Raw genomic sequence first — 17,778 nt, forward strand, 5'->3', positions numbered from 1 at the left:
CCTTATTGCGCCTTGGCGGCCGGCTTGGCGGCCTTCTTGGCGGCTGCGGCCGCGGGCGGCTTCGGCGCGGCAAAGGCGATCTTCTTCGCGTTGGCCGCGTTCATCGACGCGAAGGCCTCGGCCGCGATGACCGGGTCGAGCTTCCAGTTGGACAGCTCCACCTGGTGGCGCAGCTGCAGCGGGTCGCCACGGAAAACGGCGCGCATCTTGCGCGGCAGCTTGTCGTCGGCGCCGATCCAGATCTGCATGAACAGGCTGTCGCTGGCGATCGCGACCATCTCGGTCGTGGTGCCGCCGACCACCTTGGACTGGCCGATGTAGAAGGCCTTCGTGAGGCCTTCGGTCAGGGTCCCGAAGGGATCGGCGCCGACGATGTCGGCGAACGGGAAGTAGATCGCGGCGCTGTCGAAGGCCTGCTTCAGCATGGCGTCGATGGTGGGCGGCGCGGGCGCCACGGCGACCAGGTTCTCGGCCGGCGCGAAGGCCGTCAGCGTCTTGCCGTCGTAGTAGTACTCGGCGGGCGGGCCGTCACCCAGGGTGATGACGCGCAGCCGGTCGGGGCGCTGCAGCAGCACTTCGGAGGTGGTCGCATAGGCCAGCGAAGGCCCGACGCTGCTCGGGCTCTCGTAGGTGGCGACCGCGGTGAAGGCCATCGACTTCGCCGCCGTCAGACTGGCGCCCATCGCGCGCAGCAGATCCATCGCCTTGGCGTCGAGCTGGGGGGCGGGTCGGGCCGGCGACTTGGCGCCGGTCTTCGCGGCGGCCTTGGCAGGCGCGACGGTCTGCGCGTTCGTGCCGACGGCCAGTGACAGGGCTGCCGTCAGCATGAAGGCCGCTGCGAAGAATCGTGACCGGATCATGAGTGTCTCCTCGAGAAAACATGCGATGCCTACCCCCTGAGCGCGGTCATGATCCCCCCGGCGCCGCAGGCGGGGAATCGGGTGCGAGGGCAAAGCGATTGCCCGAAAGGGAAGCGCCGAGCGAGGACGCCGGCGCGTGGGGCGGCTGCTGCCGAAGCTGTTCGGCGAGGCGGCCGAGCTCGGCCGCCGAATCTGCGCCCAGTTTCAGCATCAGGTGCGCGCGTTCCGCCTTGATGGTGCGTTCGCTGGTGTCGAGCTCGTCGGCGATCTGCTTGTTGAGCTTGCCGGCGACGACCCGATCGAAGACTTCGCGCTCGCGTGCGGTCAGGGTGGCGAACAGGGCCTCGAGCCGCTTCGATGCGTCGCGAACGGAGCGCTGCGAGGCGTCGTGCGCAAGGGCCCGGTCGAGCGCCCCGAGCAGCGTGTCGCGCTGCACCGGCTTCTGCAGGAAGTCCACCGCACCGGCCTTCATGGCCCGCACGCTGGAGGGCACGTCGCCACGGCCGGTGAGGAACACCACCGGCAGCATGCAGCCGTGCTGCCGCAGCACCTCCTGCAGCTCCAGTCCGGACGGCCCCGGCAGGCTCACGTCGAGCAGCAGACAGCCCGGGTGGTCGGGCAGTGGGTGCAGCAGGAATTCGCCGGTCGAGGCGTAGCCCCGTGCTTCGAGCCCGGCGGCATCGAGCAGCCGCAGCAGCGCGACGCGCAGTTCATCGTCGTCGTCGACGACGTGGATGAGGGATTTGGCGCTCATGTGGCGACCTCCGTGCGAGGCGCTGCGCTGCGAGCTTGCCGGGGGTGGCGCGGCGCGGCGTTCCCCGGCAGCGGCGTCGCGCTCGTGCCGACCCACCGCGGCAGTTCGAGGTGAAACGCCGTGGCTTTGCCCGGCGTGCTCACGGCCCAGATGCGTCCGCCATGGGCCTCGACGATCGAGCGCGTGATCGACAGGCCGAGGCCCATGCCGCGCTGCTTGGTGCTGAAGAATGAATCGAAGAGCTTCGGCAGATGCTCCGGCTCGATGCCATGGCCGCGGTCGCTCACCGTGATCTGCGCCAGTGCCTCGTGCACGGCGATCGAGACGACGATCTTGCGCCTTCCCTCGGGCAGGTCGCCCACCGCATCCATCGCGTTCAGGAGCAGGTTGATGAGCACTTGCTGGATCTGGATCGGGTCGCCGATGACCCGGGCCGGCGCCGCGCTGGGCCGTATCACCAGCGTCATGGCCCGGCGCCGCGCTTCCGCGTTGAGCATCTCGCAGCCGTCGCCGACCGCTGCATTGAGTTCGAAGGGCTGCCGTGCGATGGCCTGCTTCGCCAGCAGTGTTCGCAGCCGGGCGATCACATCGCTGGCGCGCAGGTCGTCGCGCCGGATGTCGGCCAGGATATGGCCGAGATCGCAGGGCTCTTGGCGCCCCGACAGGAGCAGCAGTTCGGCCGCTTCGGCGTTGGCCAGGATCGCTGCGAGCGGCTGGTTGATCTCATGGGCGATCGACGCGGCAAGTTCCCCCGCGATCGCCAGCCGCGACGCATGTGCGAGTTCGCTACCCCTTTGCACCAGCGCCACTTCGGCCCGGCGGCGACGCCGGTGCTCGAGCACGAGGGCGGCGATAAGGCCCGCCTGGAGCAGGATCACGGTACCGCCGATGAGACCAGCCGTCCGGTGGGCTTCCCAGAAGGTGGGTGACCTGAACGCCATCTGGTCCGCGATCGCGTAGCCGGCCGTGAAGAGCAGGCACAGCGCAATGGGACTCGGCCGGGCCCATCGGCAGAGCAGCTGAAGCGCAGACGTATGCACGGCTGCTGGCACGGAGGGGATCACGGGAGATGGGCCGGGCGACCGGCTGTTTCAAGGGCGCCTGTGCGACGCACGGTCCGGCGTGGAAGGGACGACCATCGGAGCCATTGAACGGAAGTTCTGCGACATAGCGATTCCCTCTTGGTTTTTGTCCGCCGGTTCGGCGCGCCGATCGACGCGGGAAGTCGTCTGCGAGCCGAACAGTAGCGAAATTCCAGGCATCGGTCTTGACATATTGGGCCACGCGTTCGAACATGCGGCCCCACACCGAGGACTCCCGGGATGTCGAGCCTGGCGCTTCGATCGCGACCTGTCCGTCATTGGAGCCTCGGCGCGGAGGATCCGGGTACCGTGCGTGTGGCGGCCATGGCGGGCGTTCCTGCGGTGCTGCGAGAGAAGGGCTTCGAGCCGGCGCAGGTGCTCGCCGACGTGGGGCTCGCCCCCGACACCTTCGACGATCCCGACGGTCGGATGCCCTACCGCACCGGCGGCCTGCTGCTGCAACGCTGCGCAGACCTGACCGACTGCCTGCACTTCGGGCTGCTCGCCGGCCAGCATGCGACCGCCTCGTCCCTGGGCCTGCTGGGCGAGCTGATCCAGAAATCGCCCACCGTTCAGTCGGCACTCGACAGCCTGATCGCCCATCTGCATCTGCAGACCCGCGGCGGGGTGCCGACCCATGCCGTCGAGGGCGCGAACGCCACCTTCGGCTACGCGATCTATCTGCGGGACATGCCCGGCACGGCACAGGCCTACGATCTTGTCGCGGCCTTCGAGTTCAATATCCTGAAAGCCGTGTGCGGTCCGCGCTGGGGCCCCATCGAGGTGTCGTTCGCCCATGGCGCGCCGAAGGATGCGCTGCCCTACCGGCGCCTGTTCGGATGTCGGCTGCGCTTCGATGCGGACCGGACCGAACTCAGCTTCAACAGGCACTGGCTTGCCCAGCCGCCGATGGCGTGCGACGCCGAGCGCCACCGGCAACTGCAGCGCGAGATCCTGGCGCAGGAGAGCCTCGCGCCCGACGAGTTGGTCGATCACGTCAGCGCCGCGCTGCGCCGGATGGTGCTGAACGGGCGCGCGACCGAAGCCCTGCTTTGCGACCTGCTCTCGGTGCCGAGGCGCACGCTGCACCGGATGCTGGCGGCGCAGGGCACGGGCTTCAGGAAGCTGCTGGAGGACGTGCGCTACGAAGTCGCGCGCCAGCTGCTGGTCGACACCGACATGTCGACCGCCGAACTCGCGGCGGCGCTCGACTATGCCGACGCCAGCGCCTTCAATCGCGCATTCCGCCGTTGGACGGGCTCGCCGCCCGCCGCATGGCGAGCGAGAGCCAGATCCGTCGATTGATCCCGGGGCGGCGCCGGTCGAGGCGCCGAGCGGAAGTGTCAGCCTCGTCGCGTGACCGTTGGTAGCGCGGTATATCACAAGAAATGGAACGAGTGCTCCGGCTTGGCCGCGATGCCGACTGCAAGGAATATGAGCCGAGCCTTTGTCCGTCAGGCGCCGGCATCGGCCGCCGGCGCCTGCCGCAGCCGGTATTCGCGCGGCGCCATGCCGTGGTGGCGGCGGAAAGCGGCGGTGAAGCGGCCATGGCAGGCCCACCCCGCCTCGGCCGCGATGGCCTGCACGCCGAGCTGGGTGTCGCGCAGCAGGCGCGCTGCGAGCGCCAGCCGTTGTGCCATCAGAAGGCCGTAGACGGTCGTGCCTTCGGCCTCACGCACATGCGCTTGCAGTCTGGCGGCGCGCAGGTCGAGGCGCTGCGCAAGTTCATCGACCGTCCATGCACGCGCAGGCGCGTCGCCAAGCAGCGCGCGCAGCCTGCGCACCGTGCCGGCAGCGGCGCTGCCGTTGCCGTCGTCGGAACGCGCGGGGCGCAGCAACTGGTCGAGGTCGAGCAACACACAGGTGAGAAGTTCGGTGGCGCGCGCATGGAACAGCGGCACGAAGGCGGGGCGGTCGGTGGGTTCGTCGCTGATGCGCGCCAGGCAGTCGCGCACGCGCGGCGTGAGCGCGGCATTGCACATCACGCGGCCGTCGTCGCGGTCGACCAACTCGCTCATCTGCCGCGCGGGCAGGCGCACGCCCAGCGCATGCAGCCAGCGCGGCAGCAGTTCGCGCCGCAGACGAAACTGCACGAAGTTGTTGCGGCAGGCGCCAGGAATGTGGATGAGGTAGCCGCCGTTGCGGTTCGGCGTGCGCAGCAGGGCGCGGTCGACGCGAAAGTCCAGCGGCCGGCCCTGCGCGGTGCCGATCTCGCCTGTGACATGGCCCGAGAGAAAGAAGGTCAGCAGCAGCTCGTCGCCCGGGGGGAGCTGCACATGCAGGTCGTCGTTGAGCCGGAAGTCGAAGTAGAGCGCGCTCGCGCCTTCCCACGGCGTGGTGCGCAGCCGCAGGATGCGACCGCCGTCGCGGGGCCAGCGCACCTCGCGGCTGGCGCCGTCGTGCAGGGCCGGGAGCGCGAACGGGCGATCGGTGGGCAGGCGGACCAGCGCGGCATTGAAGTCGTCCTCGCGCAGCGCGGCGGCGAACGGATGAGGCTGGATCGGCACAGTCTGCGGTTGGATCGGCATAGAAAACCCTGCCCTGCGGCGTTAGCGTTGCAACACTTTGATTTGAACGGAGTTTATGGATGAATGCTCGACGTGTCCGCCGGTTTCTGGGGCTCCTTGCGGCCTTGTTCGCGGCGCTCGTTCCGGCGCTTTCCATCGCGCAGGGCGCCTCTTCGGCATGGCCCACGCGGCCGATCCGCCTGGTGGTGCCCTTCGTGGCTGGTGGTGGTGCCGACGTGGCAGCGCGGCTGATTGCCGCCAAGCTGCAGACGCAACTGGGCCAGCAGGTGGTGGTCGACAACAAGCCGGGCGGCAATACGCTGATCGGCGCCCAGGAGGTCATGAAGGCGCAGCCCGACGGCTACACCTTGCTGTGGTCCATCGATCAGACCTTCGTGCTCAACCCCTCGCTCTACAACCGGTTGCCGTACGACCCGAGGAAAGACTTCACGCCAGTGGCACTGGCGATCACTTCGCCCACGGCCGTGATTGCGCGCACCCAGCCGGGCAGCGTGAGCGATGTGCATGAACTGGTGAAGCGCGCCAAGGCCGACCCCGGAAAGATCAACGTCGGCGCGGCCGCGATCCTGTCGCAGATGGCGCTGGAGGAGTTCAACCGAAGCGCCGGCATCGAGACCACGCGCGTGCCCTACAAGGGCAGCGCCGAGGTGGCGCAGGCCACCATCGCGGGCGACATCGACGCCGCCTTCGACGGCATGGCGCCCTATGTGCAGTTCGTGAAGGCGGGGCGCGCGAAGATCCTTGCCGTCACCTCGGCCCGACGCTTCTCGGGCCTGCCCGATGTGCCCACGCTCGACGAACTGGGCTACAAGGGTGTGGACTTCTCGGTGTGGTTCGGCGTTGTCGGGCCGGCCGGCCTGCCGCCCGAGATCGTCAAGCGCGTGAGCGAAGGCGTCGACTGGGCCATCCGCCAGCCCGACGTGGTCGAGAAACTCCTGGTCTTCGGCTTCGAGCCGGCCGGGCAGACCGGCGCCGTCGCACTCAAGACCCGCATCGACAGCGACCTGGGCCGCTACGGCCCGGTGATCCGCAGGCTCGGTTTCAAGCTCGACTGAAGGCGGCGCACCATGAAGACCGCGGGCCTGATCGGAGGCGTCGCGTGGCCATCCACGCTCAGCTACTACCGCTTGTTGAACGAACACATCCAGCGCGAACTCGGCGGCCTGCATTCGGCCCGCTGCGTGATCGTGAGCCTGGACTTCGCCGGCATCCACGCCGCCATGACGGCGGGGCTGCGCGACGATGCGCGCGCGCAGATGGAAACCGCGGCACGGCAGGCGCGCGCCGCGGGCGCGGAGCTCATCGCGATTCTTGCGAACACGGGCCACTTCGCGGCCGATGCGGTGCAGGCCGCGGCGGATGTGCCGCTGGTGCACGTGGCGCGCGAAACCGGCGATGCCGTGGCGGCCCTCCATCCGTCGATGCGTCGTCTGGGCCTGCTGGCGACGAGCTTTGCGCTCGACGCACCGTTCTTCGGCCAGCTGCTGGGGGAGGGCGCGGGCTTCGAACTGGTGCTGCCCGATGCGGCGCAGCGGCGCACGCTCGATGCGGCGATCTTCGGGCCGCTGGCGAGGGGCGAAGTCGACCGCGCCGATGCGGCCATGGTCTCGACGCTGTGCAACGCGCTCGCGGCGCGCGGCGCCGAAGGCATCGTGCTGGGCTGCACCGAACTGAGCGGCGTGCGGCCCTGGATCGCGTGTCCCGTGCCCGTCTTCGATTCCACCGACATCCACGCCCGCGCCATCGTGCGCGAAATGATCCGGTCCTGAGCCGGACCCCGCTTCCACAGAGAAAGAAAGAGAGACCCTCGCATGCAGATCGCCGATTTTCCGACGCCCTTTGTCAATGCGCCCTACAGCCGCGCGATGTTCGACGACGAGTGGATCTTCGTCTCGGGCACCATCGGCATGGACTACGACACCCAGAAGCTCGCGGGCAGCGCCGAGGACCAGACCCGCCTGATGGTGCGCAACATCGCCAAGTACCTGGCGGCCTGCGGCGGGCAGCTGGAGCAGATCGTCAACTACACGCTGATCGTCGCGGGCGCCGAACACCTGGGCGCCGTGGTGAAGACGCTGTCCGAGGTGCTGCCCTGCAAGCCGACCGGAACGGCCATGCTGGCCGGCATCGCCGTGCCCGAGGCGTGGGTGGAAATGCAGGTGATTGCGCGCAAGAGCCAGCCGGCAGGCCGGTAGCATTTCTGCGTATCGAGCCAAAACGCCGTGGTTGGAGGAGAACGCCTCCTGGTCGGCTGCCTCACATCCTTTCGAACCGAAGGTCGGCAACGATCTTGGCCCAACGTAGGTTCTCCGCTGCCACGAATGAAGCGAATTCTTTGCGCGGCGTCGGGCTGGGAACGGCACCTTGCTTCTCGATCGCGGAGATCACGCCAGGATCACTCAAGGCCTGATTCAGAGCGCGATTGAGCTGGTCCAGAATCTCAGTCGGTATGCCTGCAGGCCCGCCGAGTCCGAACCAGGATGGATTGTTCATGGCCGGCAGCCCCGTTTCGGCATAGGTCGGAACCTGGGGCAGCAACTTCAGTCGGCTCTTGGCGGCAACGGCCAGCGGCTTGACGCGCTTGGCCTGAATCAGCTCCATGGACGAGGGGATGTTGTCGAACACGACGTTGATCTGTCCGGCGAGCAGATCGGACAGGGCCGGTCCCAGCCCCTTGTAGGGAACGTGAAGCATGTCGGTGCTGGTGACATGCTTGAAGAGTTCGCCATTGATATGACTCAATCCACCGTTGCCGGACGAGCCGTACGAGAATTTGCCTGGTTGCTCCTTGAGTATCTTGACCAAGCTCTGCACTGACTCGGCACCAAGGGCGGGATTCGTGACGAGGACATTCGGAACATCCGCGATGTTCCCTATCGCCGCAAAGTCCTTGACAGGGTCATACGGGCTCTTGGCATACACGTTGGGGTTCACGGCGTGTGAGCTCTCCACCACCATCACGAGCGTGTAACCGTCCGCCGGCTGCTTGGCCGCCGCAGCCGAACCCACCGAGCCTCCGGCGCCGGGTCGGTTGTCGACGACGACCGGTTGCCCGAGGATTGTGGACAGCTTCGCCGCCACGATGCGGGCCAGCAGATCCGTGGTCCCGCCTGGAGCATAGGGCACGATCAGCTTCACGGGTTTGGAGGGATAGGCCTGCGAGGAGGCGAGCGCGTTCAAGGTCGCCCCCGCCAACCCGCCGAACACCAAGTGTCTTCTATTCATCAATCTGTCCTGGTTCAAGTGTCGTAGCCTGGATTCACCCGGTCGAGTTTGCGCAGCAAGGCCGGCCAGGCCAGGCGGCCCAGGCTGGTCTGCCCCTGCATCCGCGCCAATGCATCGTTGACACCGGCCAGCACCTGCGGCGCGACCATGATCAGCTCACCGCCGGCTTGTGCTGTGACTTGGATCTGGCAGGCAGACTCCAGCGTGTACATGCGTTTGAACGCATCGGCCACGGTGGCGCCGACAGTCAGTAGGCCGTGATTGCGCAGCATCAAATGATCGTGAGGTCCGAGGTCGCGTTGCAGGCGCACCTGCTCGTCCTCGTGCACGGCGAGGCCCTCATAGTCGTGGTAGCCGAGCGACCCCAGAACGAGGGTGGCTTGCTGCGAGATCGGCAACAGGCCGCACCGTTGCGCGCTCACGGCAACGCCCGAGCGCGTGTGGGTGTGAATCACGCAGGCGACGTCCTCCCTGCCCATGTGCACGGCCGAGTGAATGACGAAGCCGGCCCTGTTCACGTCGAAGGGTGAATCGCTCAGCTTGTGGCCGTCGACGTCGATCTTGACGAGCGACGAAGCCGTGATCTCCTCGAACATCAGGCCGTACGGGTTGATGAGGAACTGATGCGCGTGCGCGGCACCCAGCGCTTGAGGGGCGCGGGCGCTGATGTGGGTGGCGATCATGTCGCTCCAGCCATGCAGAGCCACCAACCGGTAGCACGCGGCCAGGTCCACGCGAACGGCCCATTCGTCCGCGCTGACGACTTCCTTGAGCGAGGGGATCTTCATTGGTGTGCTCCTTTTTCCTTGCGTTGTGCGAATTTCGCCATGAAGCGCTGGGGCTCCCCGGTATCGAAGGCCTTCGCGAACTCCTCCACGCCCTCGAGGATCGCGGTGTCCAGCGGCTGTTGTTGCCATTGGCGCAGAAGGCGCTTCTGCTGGCGCATCACCTGGGGTCCATGGCCAGCGAGCCGGGCGGCCATGCGCGCTACCTCTGCATCGAGCGCGCCCAGAGGAACCATGGTGTCGACCAGGCCCCATTCCTTCGCCTTCGCGCAGTCGATGTTCTCGCCGGTCAGAAGCATCCAGCCGGCGCGCGCCTCCCCGATCAGGCGCGGAAGCAGTGCCGCATGGATGATCGAGGGAATGCCGACCGCCACTTCAGGCATTCCAAGGAATGCAGAGTCGGCAGCGATCCGGAGGTCGCAGGCGAGTGCGAGTTCGAGGCCTCCCCCAAGCGTCCACCCGGGAATCCGCGCGATGACCGGCGTCGGGCACTGCCGAACGGCCTCGCAAAGGCGGCGCAGGCCGTCGATGAAGCGCCGCGCGGAAGCACGATCGAGCGCGCCCATCTCCTTGATGTCGGCGCCGGCGACAAAGGCCTTGTCGCCGGTGCCGCGCAAGACCACCACACGGACGGACTCGTCGACAGCGAGGGCCTCGAACGCCTTGCGAATGTCATCGATCACTGGCGTGCCGAGAATATTCAGCGAGCCGGCGTTGCTGATGGTGAGTGTGGCCACGCCGAGCGCGTCGAGTTCGACACGGGCGTGTGGCAGATCGAGATTCATGATTCAGTCCTGAGGGCCGGAGGCGCCATGTTCGAGATTCGGGGTCATTGGCGAAGCCGGCTGCGGCAACGATGGCGGCGCGCCGACTGCGCCGAGTTGGTCCACGCAATTCCAGAGCATCGGATTGCGCACGGTTCGCAAAGCACCGAACTCGGGATGGTCCAGCGTTTGCACGATGCGGCGATGCTGCACCTGGGCATCGGAAAACACCTCTTCCATGGTGTTGATGGGGCCCCAAGGCACGCCGGCCGTATCGAAGGCCGTGGACCAACTCGAACGGCTGCGCTTCGGAAACAGGTCCGTGAGCAGCGCGCGCAAGGCCGGCAGGTTCTCGATCCGCGCTGAGTTCGTCATGAAGCGTGCGTCGTCGGCGAGTGCGGGTTGTTCCGCCACTTCGCAGAATCGGCGAAACTGCGAGTCGTTCCCGATGGCCAGGATCAGGTGGCCGTCCGCGCACGCAAACACCTCGTACGGCGCGCAGTTGGGATGGGCATTGCCGCTGCGTTGCGGGTTGCGACCCGACGCCAGGTAGTTGGCGGCCTGGTTGGCATTGAGGGCCACGGCAACGTCGAGCAGCGCGATGTCGATGTACTGGCCTTGTCCCGTGCGTTCGCGCTGGAACAGCGCTGCGAGAACGGCCGAGGTCGCATACATCCCGGTGCTGAGGTCGACCACGGCGACGCCGGTGCGAAGTGGCCCCGCGCCTGGCATGCCATCAGGTTGACCTGTGTAGCTCATCAGGCCGCCCATGCCCTGGAACACATAGTCGTAGCCGGGCTTGGAAGCCATTGGGCCGCTTTGTCCGAAGCCGGTGATCGACACATAGACCAGGCGAGGGTTCAGCTCCCGCAGGCTGGCGTAGTCCAGGCCTTGCCGTGCCAGCGAGCCGGCCTTGTAGTTCTCCACCAGCACGTCGGCGTCGCGGATCATGGCCTTGAGGGCCGCGCGGCCTTCGGGTTGTGCGAAGTCGATCGCGACCGAGGTCTTGCCGCGGTTGCAGCAGATGAAGTAGGCCGACAGCCGCTCGCCGTCGGCGGACTCCACGTAGGGCGGTCCCCATCCCCGGGTGTCGTCGCCGCCGCGCGGGTGCTCGATCTTGGTCACCTCGGCGCCGAGGTCGGCGAGGTTCTGCGTGCACCACGGGCCGGCGAGAATTCTCGAGAGGTCGAGCACCTTGATGCCCTGCAGCGACTGGTTCAGCATTCGGACTCTCCTTTTCGGGCCTCGGGCCGCTCGGGCAGGACCGCGAAGATGCCGCGGGCCTTGAAGATGACGCGGTCGTCCACATGGCCGCTGCATTCCGCGAACACCAGGCGACCGCCGATCTTGTCGATGCGTGTGACGACTTCCACCCACTCGCCCACGCTCGCGCGAGCGATGTAGTCGACCGACAGATTGGCCGTGGCCACGCGCTTTCCCGAGCGTCTTGCCACATTGACCCCCAATGCGTTGTCCGCGAGCGTGGCCACGAAGCCACCGTGCGCGGCATCCTGGTGGTTCATGTGGGCGGGGCGCAGATGAAGACCGACCCTCAACTGGCCGTCCGCATCTTCTCTGGCGTGCATCGGGCCCAGCAGCGCCATGAAGGCGCTCACAGGCGGGTACGGACTGAAACCCGTTGGCACCCGCGGATCGACGGAAGCGCCGGTCATCGTTCGACTCGCGCGTCGAAGCGCTGGAGGCCTCGCTCCACGCGCTCGACAAGGCCGGGCGCCGGTGTCCAGTGCGCCCCGTGCGTGGCTTGCAGGGCCCGGATTCGTTCGAGTGTTTGCGCGAGGCCGAGGGTTTCGGCCCAGAACATCGGGCCGCCGCGTGCCGCCGGGAACCCATAGCCGTGAACGTAGACCACGTCGATGTCGCTGGCGCGCTGCGCCACGCCTTCATCGAGGATTCGCACGCCTTCGTTCACGAGCGCCAGGACGCAGCGTTCGACGATGTCTTCGTCTCGCACCGGATGGCGCGCGATGCCCGCCTCCGCGGCACACGATGCGATGATCTCGTCGACCAACGGGTCGGGGATCGGCGTCCGGCTGCCTGGCTCGTAGCGGTAGTAGCCCGCCGACGTCTTCTGTCCGTAGCGACCCGCCTCGCAGATGCGGTCGGCCACCTTGGAATAGCGCAGGTGAGCGGGGCGGGTCGGCGCGAGGCGCTTGCGCGTCGCCCAATTGATGTCCATGCCGGCCAGGTCAGCCATTGCGAGCGGGCCCATGGCCATGCCGAAACCACTCATTGCGCGGTCGACCTGTTGGGGAGATGCACCTTCCTCCAGCAGGAAGCCGGCTTCGCGCCAGTAGCCCGTCAACATCCGGTTGCCGACGAAGCCTTCGCACACGCGAACGAGCACGGGGATCTTGCCGATGTCCTGTGCCATCTTCATGCAGGCCGCAATCACGGCAGACGACGTGCGTTCGCCTCGCACGACCTCGAGCAGCCGCATGACGTTGGCAGGGCTGAAGAAATGCAGCCCGATCACATCCTGCGGCCGGGAGGTGGACAGCGCGATCTCGTCGATCGAAAGGCGCGAGGTGTTGGTGGCGAGAATCGCGCCGGGCTTGCAGTGCGCATCCAGGCGCGCGAACACCTCCTTCTTCACCGCCATGTCTTCGAAGACGGCCTCGATCACCAAGTCGACGTCATGAAGGGCGGCGAAATCGAGCGCGGGCTCGATCAGCGCCATGCGGCCCGCCATAGCGGCCTCGCTCAACTTTCCCTTGGCGACGGTGACGCCGTAGTTGCGGCGCACCAGGTCGAGGCCGCGATCGATGGCGCCCTGTTCGCGTTCGAGCAGCACGACCGGGATGCCCGCATTGGCGAACGCCATCGCGATGCCACCGCCCATGGTGCCGGCGCCGAGCACCGCGACCTTGCGCACGACGCGAAGCTCGGTGCCGGTGGAAGTTTCCGAGAGCTTGGGAGCTTCGCGCTCGGCGAAGAACAGATGGCGAAGGGCCTTCGAATCCGGCCCGGCGACGAGCTCATCGAACAGGGCGCGCTCGCGAGTGAGGCCATCTTCAAGGGAAAGCTGCGTCGATGCCTGGACCGCATCGACCGCAGCGCGCTGTGCGGTAGCGTTGCGTGCCCGGGCCGGGACCGCATTGCGCCGCTCGGCGAAGTCGACGCCCGCGGGCTCCAGCGCTCGCTGCGCCACGAGTGGCAGTGCGCCACCCTCGGCGACGACGCGGCGGGCGAACGCCTGGGCGCCAGCCAACAGCTCGCCCGTGATCACCGCATTGACGAGCCCCAGCTCGTGCGCGCGCGGCGCCTTGATCGGTGCACCCGAGAGAATGATTTCCAGCGCGGCGTCCACGCCGACCAGGCGCGGCAGCCGCTGCGTTCCGCCGCCACCCGGGATCAGGCCGAGATTCACTTCAGGCAACCCAAGTTTGGCATCGGGAGAGGCCACGCGGTAGTGGCAGCCGAGCGCAAACTCGAGCCCGCCTCCCAGCGCGACGCCGTGAATGGCGGCGATGACCGGTTTCGTGGATCGTGCAATCAGGGTCAGCACGTCGCGCGTCAGCGGCTTCTCTGTAGCCGCTGGCGTGTTGAACTGGCGGATGTCAGCGCCGCCGCAGAACTGCCGTCCCGCGCCGACGATCAGCACAGCGTCGATGCCGGGATCGGCCACGGCACGCTCGATGCCCGAATAGAGGCCTTGACGCACGGTATTGCCGATGCCGTTGACTGGAGGGTTGTCGAGGGTCAGCACGGCGAGGCGCTGCTGCTCGTTGTAGTGAACGGTTGGTGTGGACATACGGAGTCGATCCTTGAAGGTCAGGCCACGGTGGCGAGAGGCAATGAATGCGAGCCAGGCGCTGGTGCGGTCGTGGTCGGAGCGGTGCGCATGAGGTCGACGAGGCGCCCGAGATGGTGGCGTGCATCGCCCCAGCTGTGGGCGATCGCCAGCAGTCGCTTGACGCATCGGCCGACGGGTAACTCGTCGGTCATGCCCATGCCGCCGTGCAGGTGGATGCTCTGCAGGCCAATGAAGCGACCGCTTTCGGTACATCGGACCTTGGCTGCGGCGACCGAGCGGGTCCGGGTCGCTGCGTCGTCGTTCAGGCCGCGGGCGGCCAGCCAGGACAAGGACTTCGATTGCTCCACCGCGACGAGCATTTCGGCCATCCGATGCTGGATGGCCTGAAAGCTGCCCACGGCCACGCCGAACTGGCGCCGCGTCTTGACATAGTCCAGCGTCATGTCGAACAGCGTCGATTGCAGACCGGCGGATTCGGCACACAGCCCTGCGGTCGCCGCGTCGGTCGCCGCGGCGATGGCCGTCGTCACGTTCATGCCAGGCGAGCCGATGGACGCGTCCGTCGGCAGTCGCAGTTCATCGAACCACAGATCGGCGCCGGTGCTCCCATCGATGCAGGAGTAGCGCTCCACGCGAAGGCCGGTGGCGGCGGCGTCCACCCAGAAGATCGCCGTCTCGTTCGACGCCACGCGTGCAGAGACCAGCCAGGCGGTCGATTCGCCTCCATGCGGCACCACGGTCTTGCGACCGTTCAGGATCCAGTCGCCGCGGTCGTGACGTGCGCGCGTCGACAGATGGCGAGGCAAGTGCTCGCCATTCGGTTCCCCATGGGCGAATGCCAGCACGTGTTCGCCCGATGCGAGCGCTGGCAGCCAACGTGCCTGCTGTCCCGCATCTGCGAGCTCGAGAAGCAGCCGGGTGCAAAGGACCGCCGACACGGCGAAGGGCGTCGTGAGGCGGTTGCGTCCCAGGCTCTGCATGACCGCATGCATGCTGCCGCCATCGAGCCCGAGGCCGCCCGGCGCCTCGGGAACGAGAAGGCCGGGAAGGCCCATGGCGGCCAGTTCCGGCCAGGGATCCGTAGCGGCATGGTCGCGCCGCTGGGCAAAGCTGGTGATCGCCTCGGCCAGGCTGCGCTGGTCTTCGTCGTGTTCTGTTTGTTGGGGGTTCATGTGTTCGTTCCTGTGCCGAGTGCGGCACCCATGTCTCCGTTCAGAGGATGGCCTCGATCAGGGTCGGGCCGGAGGTCGCGTAGGAGTTCGTGAGCGCGCCGTGCAAGGCCTCGGCATCACCGACTCGGATCGCAGCGACGCCCATGCCCTTGGCAAGACAGCACCAGTCGAGGTCCGGTCGGTCCAACGACAGCATGTCGGTCGCCCGGACGCCGGGCGCGCCCGCGCCCACCGCTGCGAGTTCGCGCCGGAGGATGCTGTAGGCGCGGTTCACGAAGATCAGCACGGTGACGTCGAGGTTCTCCCGCGCCATGGTCCAGAGCGCCTGCAGCGAGTACATGCCGCTTCCGTCGCCTTCCAGGGCCAGCACACGCCGCCCAGGCGCTGCGATCGCGGCGCCCACGGCCGTGGGCAAGGCAAAACCGATGGAACCGCCGCAACCGGTCAGCCAGTCATGCGGGGCGGCCGAAGCGGTGAGGCCATCGAAGCCCCAGCCGGTGGTCACGGCTTCGTCGACGACGATCGCGTTCTCCGGCAGCGTCGCAGCAATCGTTCGGCCGATGGTCTCGGAGGTCAACGCGCCGCTGACAGGCGCATGCGCTTGTGCTCGTGCGATGCCCACCGGTGCGGCAGCGGTCGCTCCCAGCGCTTCGCAGAGAGCCGAGAGCGCCAGACGCGGATCGTCCTCGACGGTGGACAGCGTGAAGAACTCGCACCCCGGCGCCGTCAGCCGTCCGGGCTTGTCCGGATAGGCGAAGAACGCGACCGGCGCCTTCGCGTTGACGAGCACGATGCGCTTGAAGCGCTGGAGCAGCGCCATGGCGGGGTCGATCGCGTACGGGATGCGCGGAATGACCAGACGACCGGCGCCGCGCTCCAGGCGCGCGAAGTAGAACTCGGCGCGGACTTCGGCCCCGGTCGCGGCGGCGATCCGTCCGGCCAGCTCGGTCGAAGCGGCGCGCAGCGCCTGGTCGCCGAGCAGCAGCAGCGTCGGCTGCGGGTCGTCGCGCATTGCCTTCACGATGCGGTCGAAATCATGCAGCGCAGGGCCGGAGGGGGTCGTGGGCGCCGGCTTGCCCAGGGGCGTCCCTCCAGGGACTTCGGTCCAAGCGACGTTGGCGGGCAGCACGAGCGTGGAGATTCGTCCGGGGCGCATGTTCGCCTGCCGAATCGCTTCCTCGCCATCGGCTGCGACCTCGCCCACGCCGGGCGTGCTGCGCACCCAGTGGGACATGGATCCCGCGATCGCATCGATGTCCGAAGTCAGGGGCGCATCGAGCTTCAGGTGTTCGACCGCGTGGTCGCCGACGATGTTGACGATGCCGGAGCGGGCCTTGCGCGCGTTGTGCAGATTCGCCAGGCCGTTGGCCAGTCCGGGTCCGAGGTGGAGCAGGGTGGCGGCCGGCTTGCCGGCGATACGGTAGTAGCCATCGGCCGCGCCGGTGACGACGGTCTCGTGCAGGCCCAGCACGCAGCGCATGCCCTCGATGCGATCGAGGGCCGCCACGAAGTGCATCTCCGAGGTGCCGGGGTTGGTGAAGCACACATCGACATCGCCGTCGATGAGCGTATGGACGAGAGTCTCGGCACCATTCATTTGAAATCTCCCTGTCGATGAAACGTTCTGGATGTCAGTCGCTGCGGCTAGAGGCCCAGCGCAAGCTTCGCGATGATGTTTTTCTGGACCTCGTCGGTGCCTCCGTAGATGGAGATCTTGCGCAGGTTCAGGTGGAAGCCCGCCACTGGAGCGGCCCAGGCGTCGTCGGCCAGGACGTCGCCGGTCCGCAGCGCGGCATAGCTGCCGTCCCGGCACGGCAGCGCGAGCACACCGGCGCATTCGACCGTCTTTTCGACGATCGCCTGCGCCACGGTGGTGCCCATCAGCTTGAGCACCGAGGCCTCCGCACCGTGACCTTCACCCGCGGCCATTCGACCCAGCAGGCGTAAATTGGTCTGCTCGAGGGCCAGCAGGTCGACGTCGAGCCTTGCGATGTCCGCGGCCACCGACGGATCGTCGATGAGGCGCTGGCCGTCCACCCTCCGTTGCGCCGCAATATCCTTGAGGAAAGCCATCTCCCGCTTGGCCCGACCAACCCGCGCGGCGCCGGTGCGCTCATGCGAAAGAAGGTACTTGGCGCAGGTCCAGCCTTCATTCAGGTCACCCACGAGGTTCTCGCGCGGCACCTTGACGTTGTCGAGGAAGACCTCGTTGATCTCGCAGTCGCCGTCGAGCGTGCGGATCGGCCTCACGGTGACGCCCGGGGAGCGCATGTCGATGAGCAGGAACGAGATGCCCTTCTGCGCCTTGGCGGCAGGATCGGTCCTGACGAGGCAAAACATCATGTCGGCGTACTGGGCGTAGGTGGTCCAGGTTTTCTGTCCGTTGACGATGAAGCCATCGTCGACGATCTGCGCCTTCGTCTTGAGCGAAGCCAGGTCGGAGCCCGCCCCCGGCTCCGAGTAACCCTGGCACCACCAGTCCTCGCCCTGCAGGATGCGCGGCAGGTACCTGGCGCATTGTTCCGGAGTGCCATAGCGAATGAGTACCGGGCCGATCATCCGGACGCCGAAGGGCGGCACCTCGGGTGCTCCGGCAATGGCGCATTCTTCCTCGAAGACGTGACGCTCGAGCACGCTCCATCCCGGACCGCCATGCGCCTTCGGCCAGGTCGGCGCGACCTTGCCGGCGTCGGCCAGGATGCGGTGCCAGCGCAGGTAGTCGTCCTTGCCGAGGCGGCGGTGCTGAAGAATCGATTGCCGAAGATCCTCCGGCAGGGACTGGCGCAGGAATTCGCGCGTCTGCGCACGGAAAGTTTCGATGTCGATGCTCATG

Annotated in this window: 17 protein-coding genes; 4 read left to right on the forward strand and 13 right to left on the reverse strand. The window is 67.4% G+C overall.

What is annotated here, in order from left to right; genetic code table 11:
• Nucleotides 1-2: 2 nt before the first annotated feature.
• The 3 genes from AB4Z46_RS26295 to AB4Z46_RS26305 are packed head-to-tail and all read right to left on the reverse strand — an operon-like array spanning nucleotide 3 to nucleotide 2,666.
• Nucleotides 3-860: a DUF2092 domain-containing protein gene (locus AB4Z46_RS26295; protein WP_442286495.1), complete on the reverse strand. Its 858-nt coding sequence runs from the start codon at nucleotides 858-860 to the stop codon at nucleotides 3-5.
• A 46-nt stretch (nucleotides 861-906) separates the two neighbouring features.
• On the reverse strand, nucleotides 907-1,614 hold the full coding sequence (locus tag AB4Z46_RS26300) for a response regulator transcription factor (protein ID WP_442286496.1): 708 nt from the start codon (nucleotides 1,612-1,614) through the stop codon (nucleotides 907-909).
• Nucleotides 1,611-2,666: a sensor histidine kinase gene (locus tag AB4Z46_RS26305; RefSeq protein WP_442286497.1), complete on the reverse strand. Its 1,056-nt coding sequence runs from the start codon at nucleotides 2,664-2,666 to the stop codon at nucleotides 1,611-1,613. Before AB4Z46_RS26305 ends, AB4Z46_RS26300 begins: the two co-directional genes overlap by 4 nt.
• Before the next feature lie 339 nt (nucleotides 2,667-3,005).
• On the opposite strand from AB4Z46_RS26305, the gene AB4Z46_RS26310 reads away from it, so the two are divergent.
• Nucleotides 3,006-4,001 (forward strand): AraC family transcriptional regulator, encoded by a 996-nt coding sequence (locus AB4Z46_RS26310; RefSeq protein ID WP_442286498.1) that lies wholly within the window; start codon nucleotides 3,006-3,008, stop codon nucleotides 3,999-4,001.
• 149 nt (nucleotides 4,002-4,150) lie between these two features.
• Here AB4Z46_RS26310 and AB4Z46_RS26315 read toward each other — a convergent pair whose 3' ends face one another.
• The gene (locus AB4Z46_RS26315; protein WP_442286499.1) at nucleotides 4,151-5,224 is read right to left on the reverse strand and encodes a helix-turn-helix domain-containing protein; all 1,074 of its coding nucleotides are present in this window, start codon (nucleotides 5,222-5,224) and stop codon (nucleotides 4,151-4,153) included.
• Nucleotides 5,225-5,283: 59 nt separating this feature from the next.
• Between AB4Z46_RS26315 and AB4Z46_RS26320 the strand changes: the two genes are divergently transcribed.
• The 3 genes from AB4Z46_RS26320 to AB4Z46_RS26330 are packed head-to-tail and all read left to right on the forward strand — an operon-like array spanning nucleotide 5,284 to nucleotide 7,419.
• The gene (locus AB4Z46_RS26320) at nucleotides 5,284-6,279 is read left to right on the forward strand and encodes a Bug family tripartite tricarboxylate transporter substrate binding protein (protein WP_442286500.1); all 996 of its coding nucleotides are present in this window, start codon (nucleotides 5,284-5,286) and stop codon (nucleotides 6,277-6,279) included.
• 12 nt (nucleotides 6,280-6,291) lie between these two features.
• Complete coding sequence (locus AB4Z46_RS26325; RefSeq protein ID WP_442286501.1) at nucleotides 6,292-6,993, forward strand: aspartate/glutamate racemase family protein; 702 nt, start codon at nucleotides 6,292-6,294, stop codon at nucleotides 6,991-6,993.
• A gap of 42 nt (nucleotides 6,994-7,035) precedes the next feature.
• Nucleotides 7,036-7,419 carry a Rid family hydrolase gene (locus AB4Z46_RS26330; RefSeq protein ID WP_442286502.1) on the forward strand — a complete coding sequence of 128 codons (384 nt, stop codon included), beginning with the start codon at nucleotides 7,036-7,038 and terminating at the stop codon, nucleotides 7,417-7,419.
• 61 nt (nucleotides 7,420-7,480) lie between these two features.
• Here AB4Z46_RS26330 and AB4Z46_RS26335 read toward each other — a convergent pair whose 3' ends face one another.
• Genes AB4Z46_RS26335 through AB4Z46_RS26375 form a run of 9 tightly spaced genes read right to left on the reverse strand, consistent with a single transcriptional unit; the run spans nucleotide 7,481 to nucleotide 17,777 of the window.
• Nucleotides 7,481-8,449 carry a Bug family tripartite tricarboxylate transporter substrate binding protein gene (locus AB4Z46_RS26335; RefSeq protein WP_442286547.1) on the reverse strand — a complete coding sequence of 323 codons (969 nt, stop codon included), beginning with the start codon at nucleotides 8,447-8,449 and terminating at the stop codon, nucleotides 7,481-7,483.
• 14 nt (nucleotides 8,450-8,463) lie between these two features.
• The gene (locus AB4Z46_RS26340; protein WP_442286503.1) at nucleotides 8,464-9,237 is read right to left on the reverse strand and encodes a class II aldolase/adducin family protein; all 774 of its coding nucleotides are present in this window, start codon (nucleotides 9,235-9,237) and stop codon (nucleotides 8,464-8,466) included.
• Nucleotides 9,234-10,019 (reverse strand): enoyl-CoA hydratase, encoded by a 786-nt coding sequence (locus AB4Z46_RS26345; RefSeq protein WP_442286504.1) that lies wholly within the window; start codon nucleotides 10,017-10,019, stop codon nucleotides 9,234-9,236. Before AB4Z46_RS26345 ends, AB4Z46_RS26340 begins: the two co-directional genes overlap by 4 nt.
• Before the next feature lie 3 nt (nucleotides 10,020-10,022).
• Nucleotides 10,023-11,222, reverse strand: a complete 1,200-nt coding sequence (locus AB4Z46_RS26350) for a CaiB/BaiF CoA transferase family protein (RefSeq protein ID WP_442286505.1) — start codon at nucleotides 11,220-11,222, stop codon at nucleotides 10,023-10,025.
• Entirely contained in the window at nucleotides 11,216-11,671 is a 456-nt protein-coding gene (locus tag AB4Z46_RS26355; RefSeq protein ID WP_442286506.1) for a PaaI family thioesterase, read from the reverse strand. Before AB4Z46_RS26355 ends, AB4Z46_RS26350 begins: the two co-directional genes overlap by 7 nt.
• A complete protein-coding gene (locus tag AB4Z46_RS26360; RefSeq protein ID WP_442286548.1) occupies nucleotides 11,668-13,770 on the reverse strand; it encodes a 3-hydroxyacyl-CoA dehydrogenase NAD-binding domain-containing protein in 2,103 nt (700 codons plus the stop codon). Before AB4Z46_RS26360 ends, AB4Z46_RS26355 begins: the two co-directional genes overlap by 4 nt.
• Before the next feature lie 20 nt (nucleotides 13,771-13,790).
• The gene (locus AB4Z46_RS26365) at nucleotides 13,791-14,945 is read right to left on the reverse strand and encodes an acyl-CoA dehydrogenase family protein (protein ID WP_442286507.1); all 1,155 of its coding nucleotides are present in this window, start codon (nucleotides 14,943-14,945) and stop codon (nucleotides 13,791-13,793) included.
• Nucleotides 14,946-14,985: 40 nt separating this feature from the next.
• Complete coding sequence (locus AB4Z46_RS26370) at nucleotides 14,986-16,542, reverse strand: acetolactate synthase large subunit (protein ID WP_442286508.1); 1,557 nt, start codon at nucleotides 16,540-16,542, stop codon at nucleotides 14,986-14,988.
• A gap of 47 nt (nucleotides 16,543-16,589) precedes the next feature.
• Entirely contained in the window at nucleotides 16,590-17,777 is a 1,188-nt protein-coding gene (locus tag AB4Z46_RS26375; protein ID WP_442286509.1) for an acyl-CoA dehydrogenase family protein, read from the reverse strand.
• Between the last annotated feature and the right edge of the window lies 1 nt (nucleotide 17,778).

It is taken from the genome of Variovorax sp. M-6 (assembly GCF_052114385.1).
In the GTDB taxonomy this organism is placed as follows: Bacteria; Pseudomonadota; Gammaproteobacteria; order Burkholderiales; family Burkholderiaceae_C; genus Variovorax.

What these genes read in the sequence shown, in the direction of transcription:
- AB4Z46_RS26295 (WP_442286495.1), bottom strand. Translation starts at nt 860, where the DNA reads ATGATCCGGTCACGATTCTTCGCAGCGGCCTTCATGCTGACGGCAGCC.
- AB4Z46_RS26300 (WP_442286496.1), bottom strand. Translation starts at nt 1,614, where the DNA reads ATGAGCGCCAAATCCCTCATCCACGTCGTCGACGACGACGATGAACTG.
- AB4Z46_RS26315 (WP_442286499.1), bottom strand. Translation starts at nt 5,224, where the DNA reads ATGCCGATCCAACCGCAGACTGTGCCGATCCAGCCTCATCCGTTCGCC.
- AB4Z46_RS26320 (WP_442286500.1), top strand. Translation starts at nt 5,284, where the DNA reads ATGAATGCTCGACGTGTCCGCCGGTTTCTGGGGCTCCTTGCGGCCTTG.
- AB4Z46_RS26325 (WP_442286501.1), top strand. Translation starts at nt 6,292, where the DNA reads ATGAAGACCGCGGGCCTGATCGGAGGCGTCGCGTGGCCATCCACGCTC.
- AB4Z46_RS26330 (WP_442286502.1), top strand. Translation starts at nt 7,036, where the DNA reads ATGCAGATCGCCGATTTTCCGACGCCCTTTGTCAATGCGCCCTACAGC.
- AB4Z46_RS26335 (WP_442286547.1), bottom strand. Translation starts at nt 8,449, where the DNA reads ATGAATAGAAGACACTTGGTGTTCGGCGGGTTGGCGGGGGCGACCTTG.
- AB4Z46_RS26340 (WP_442286503.1), bottom strand. Translation starts at nt 9,237, where the DNA reads ATGAAGATCCCCTCGCTCAAGGAAGTCGTCAGCGCGGACGAATGGGCC.
- AB4Z46_RS26345 (WP_442286504.1), bottom strand. Translation starts at nt 10,019, where the DNA reads ATGAATCTCGATCTGCCACACGCCCGTGTCGAACTCGACGCGCTCGGC.
- AB4Z46_RS26350 (WP_442286505.1), bottom strand. Translation starts at nt 11,222, where the DNA reads ATGCTGAACCAGTCGCTGCAGGGCATCAAGGTGCTCGACCTCTCGAGA.
- AB4Z46_RS26355 (WP_442286506.1), bottom strand. Translation starts at nt 11,671, where the DNA reads ATGACCGGCGCTTCCGTCGATCCGCGGGTGCCAACGGGTTTCAGTCCG.
- AB4Z46_RS26360 (WP_442286548.1), bottom strand. Translation starts at nt 13,770, where the DNA reads ATGTCCACACCAACCGTTCACTACAACGAGCAGCAGCGCCTCGCCGTG.
- AB4Z46_RS26365 (WP_442286507.1), bottom strand. Translation starts at nt 14,945, where the DNA reads ATGAACCCCCAACAAACAGAACACGACGAAGACCAGCGCAGCCTGGCC.
- AB4Z46_RS26370 (WP_442286508.1), bottom strand. Translation starts at nt 16,542, where the DNA reads ATGAATGGTGCCGAGACTCTCGTCCATACGCTCATCGACGGCGATGTC.
- AB4Z46_RS26375 (WP_442286509.1), bottom strand. Translation starts at nt 17,777, where the DNA reads ATGAGCATCGACATCGAAACTTTCCGTGCGCAGACGCGCGAATTCCTG.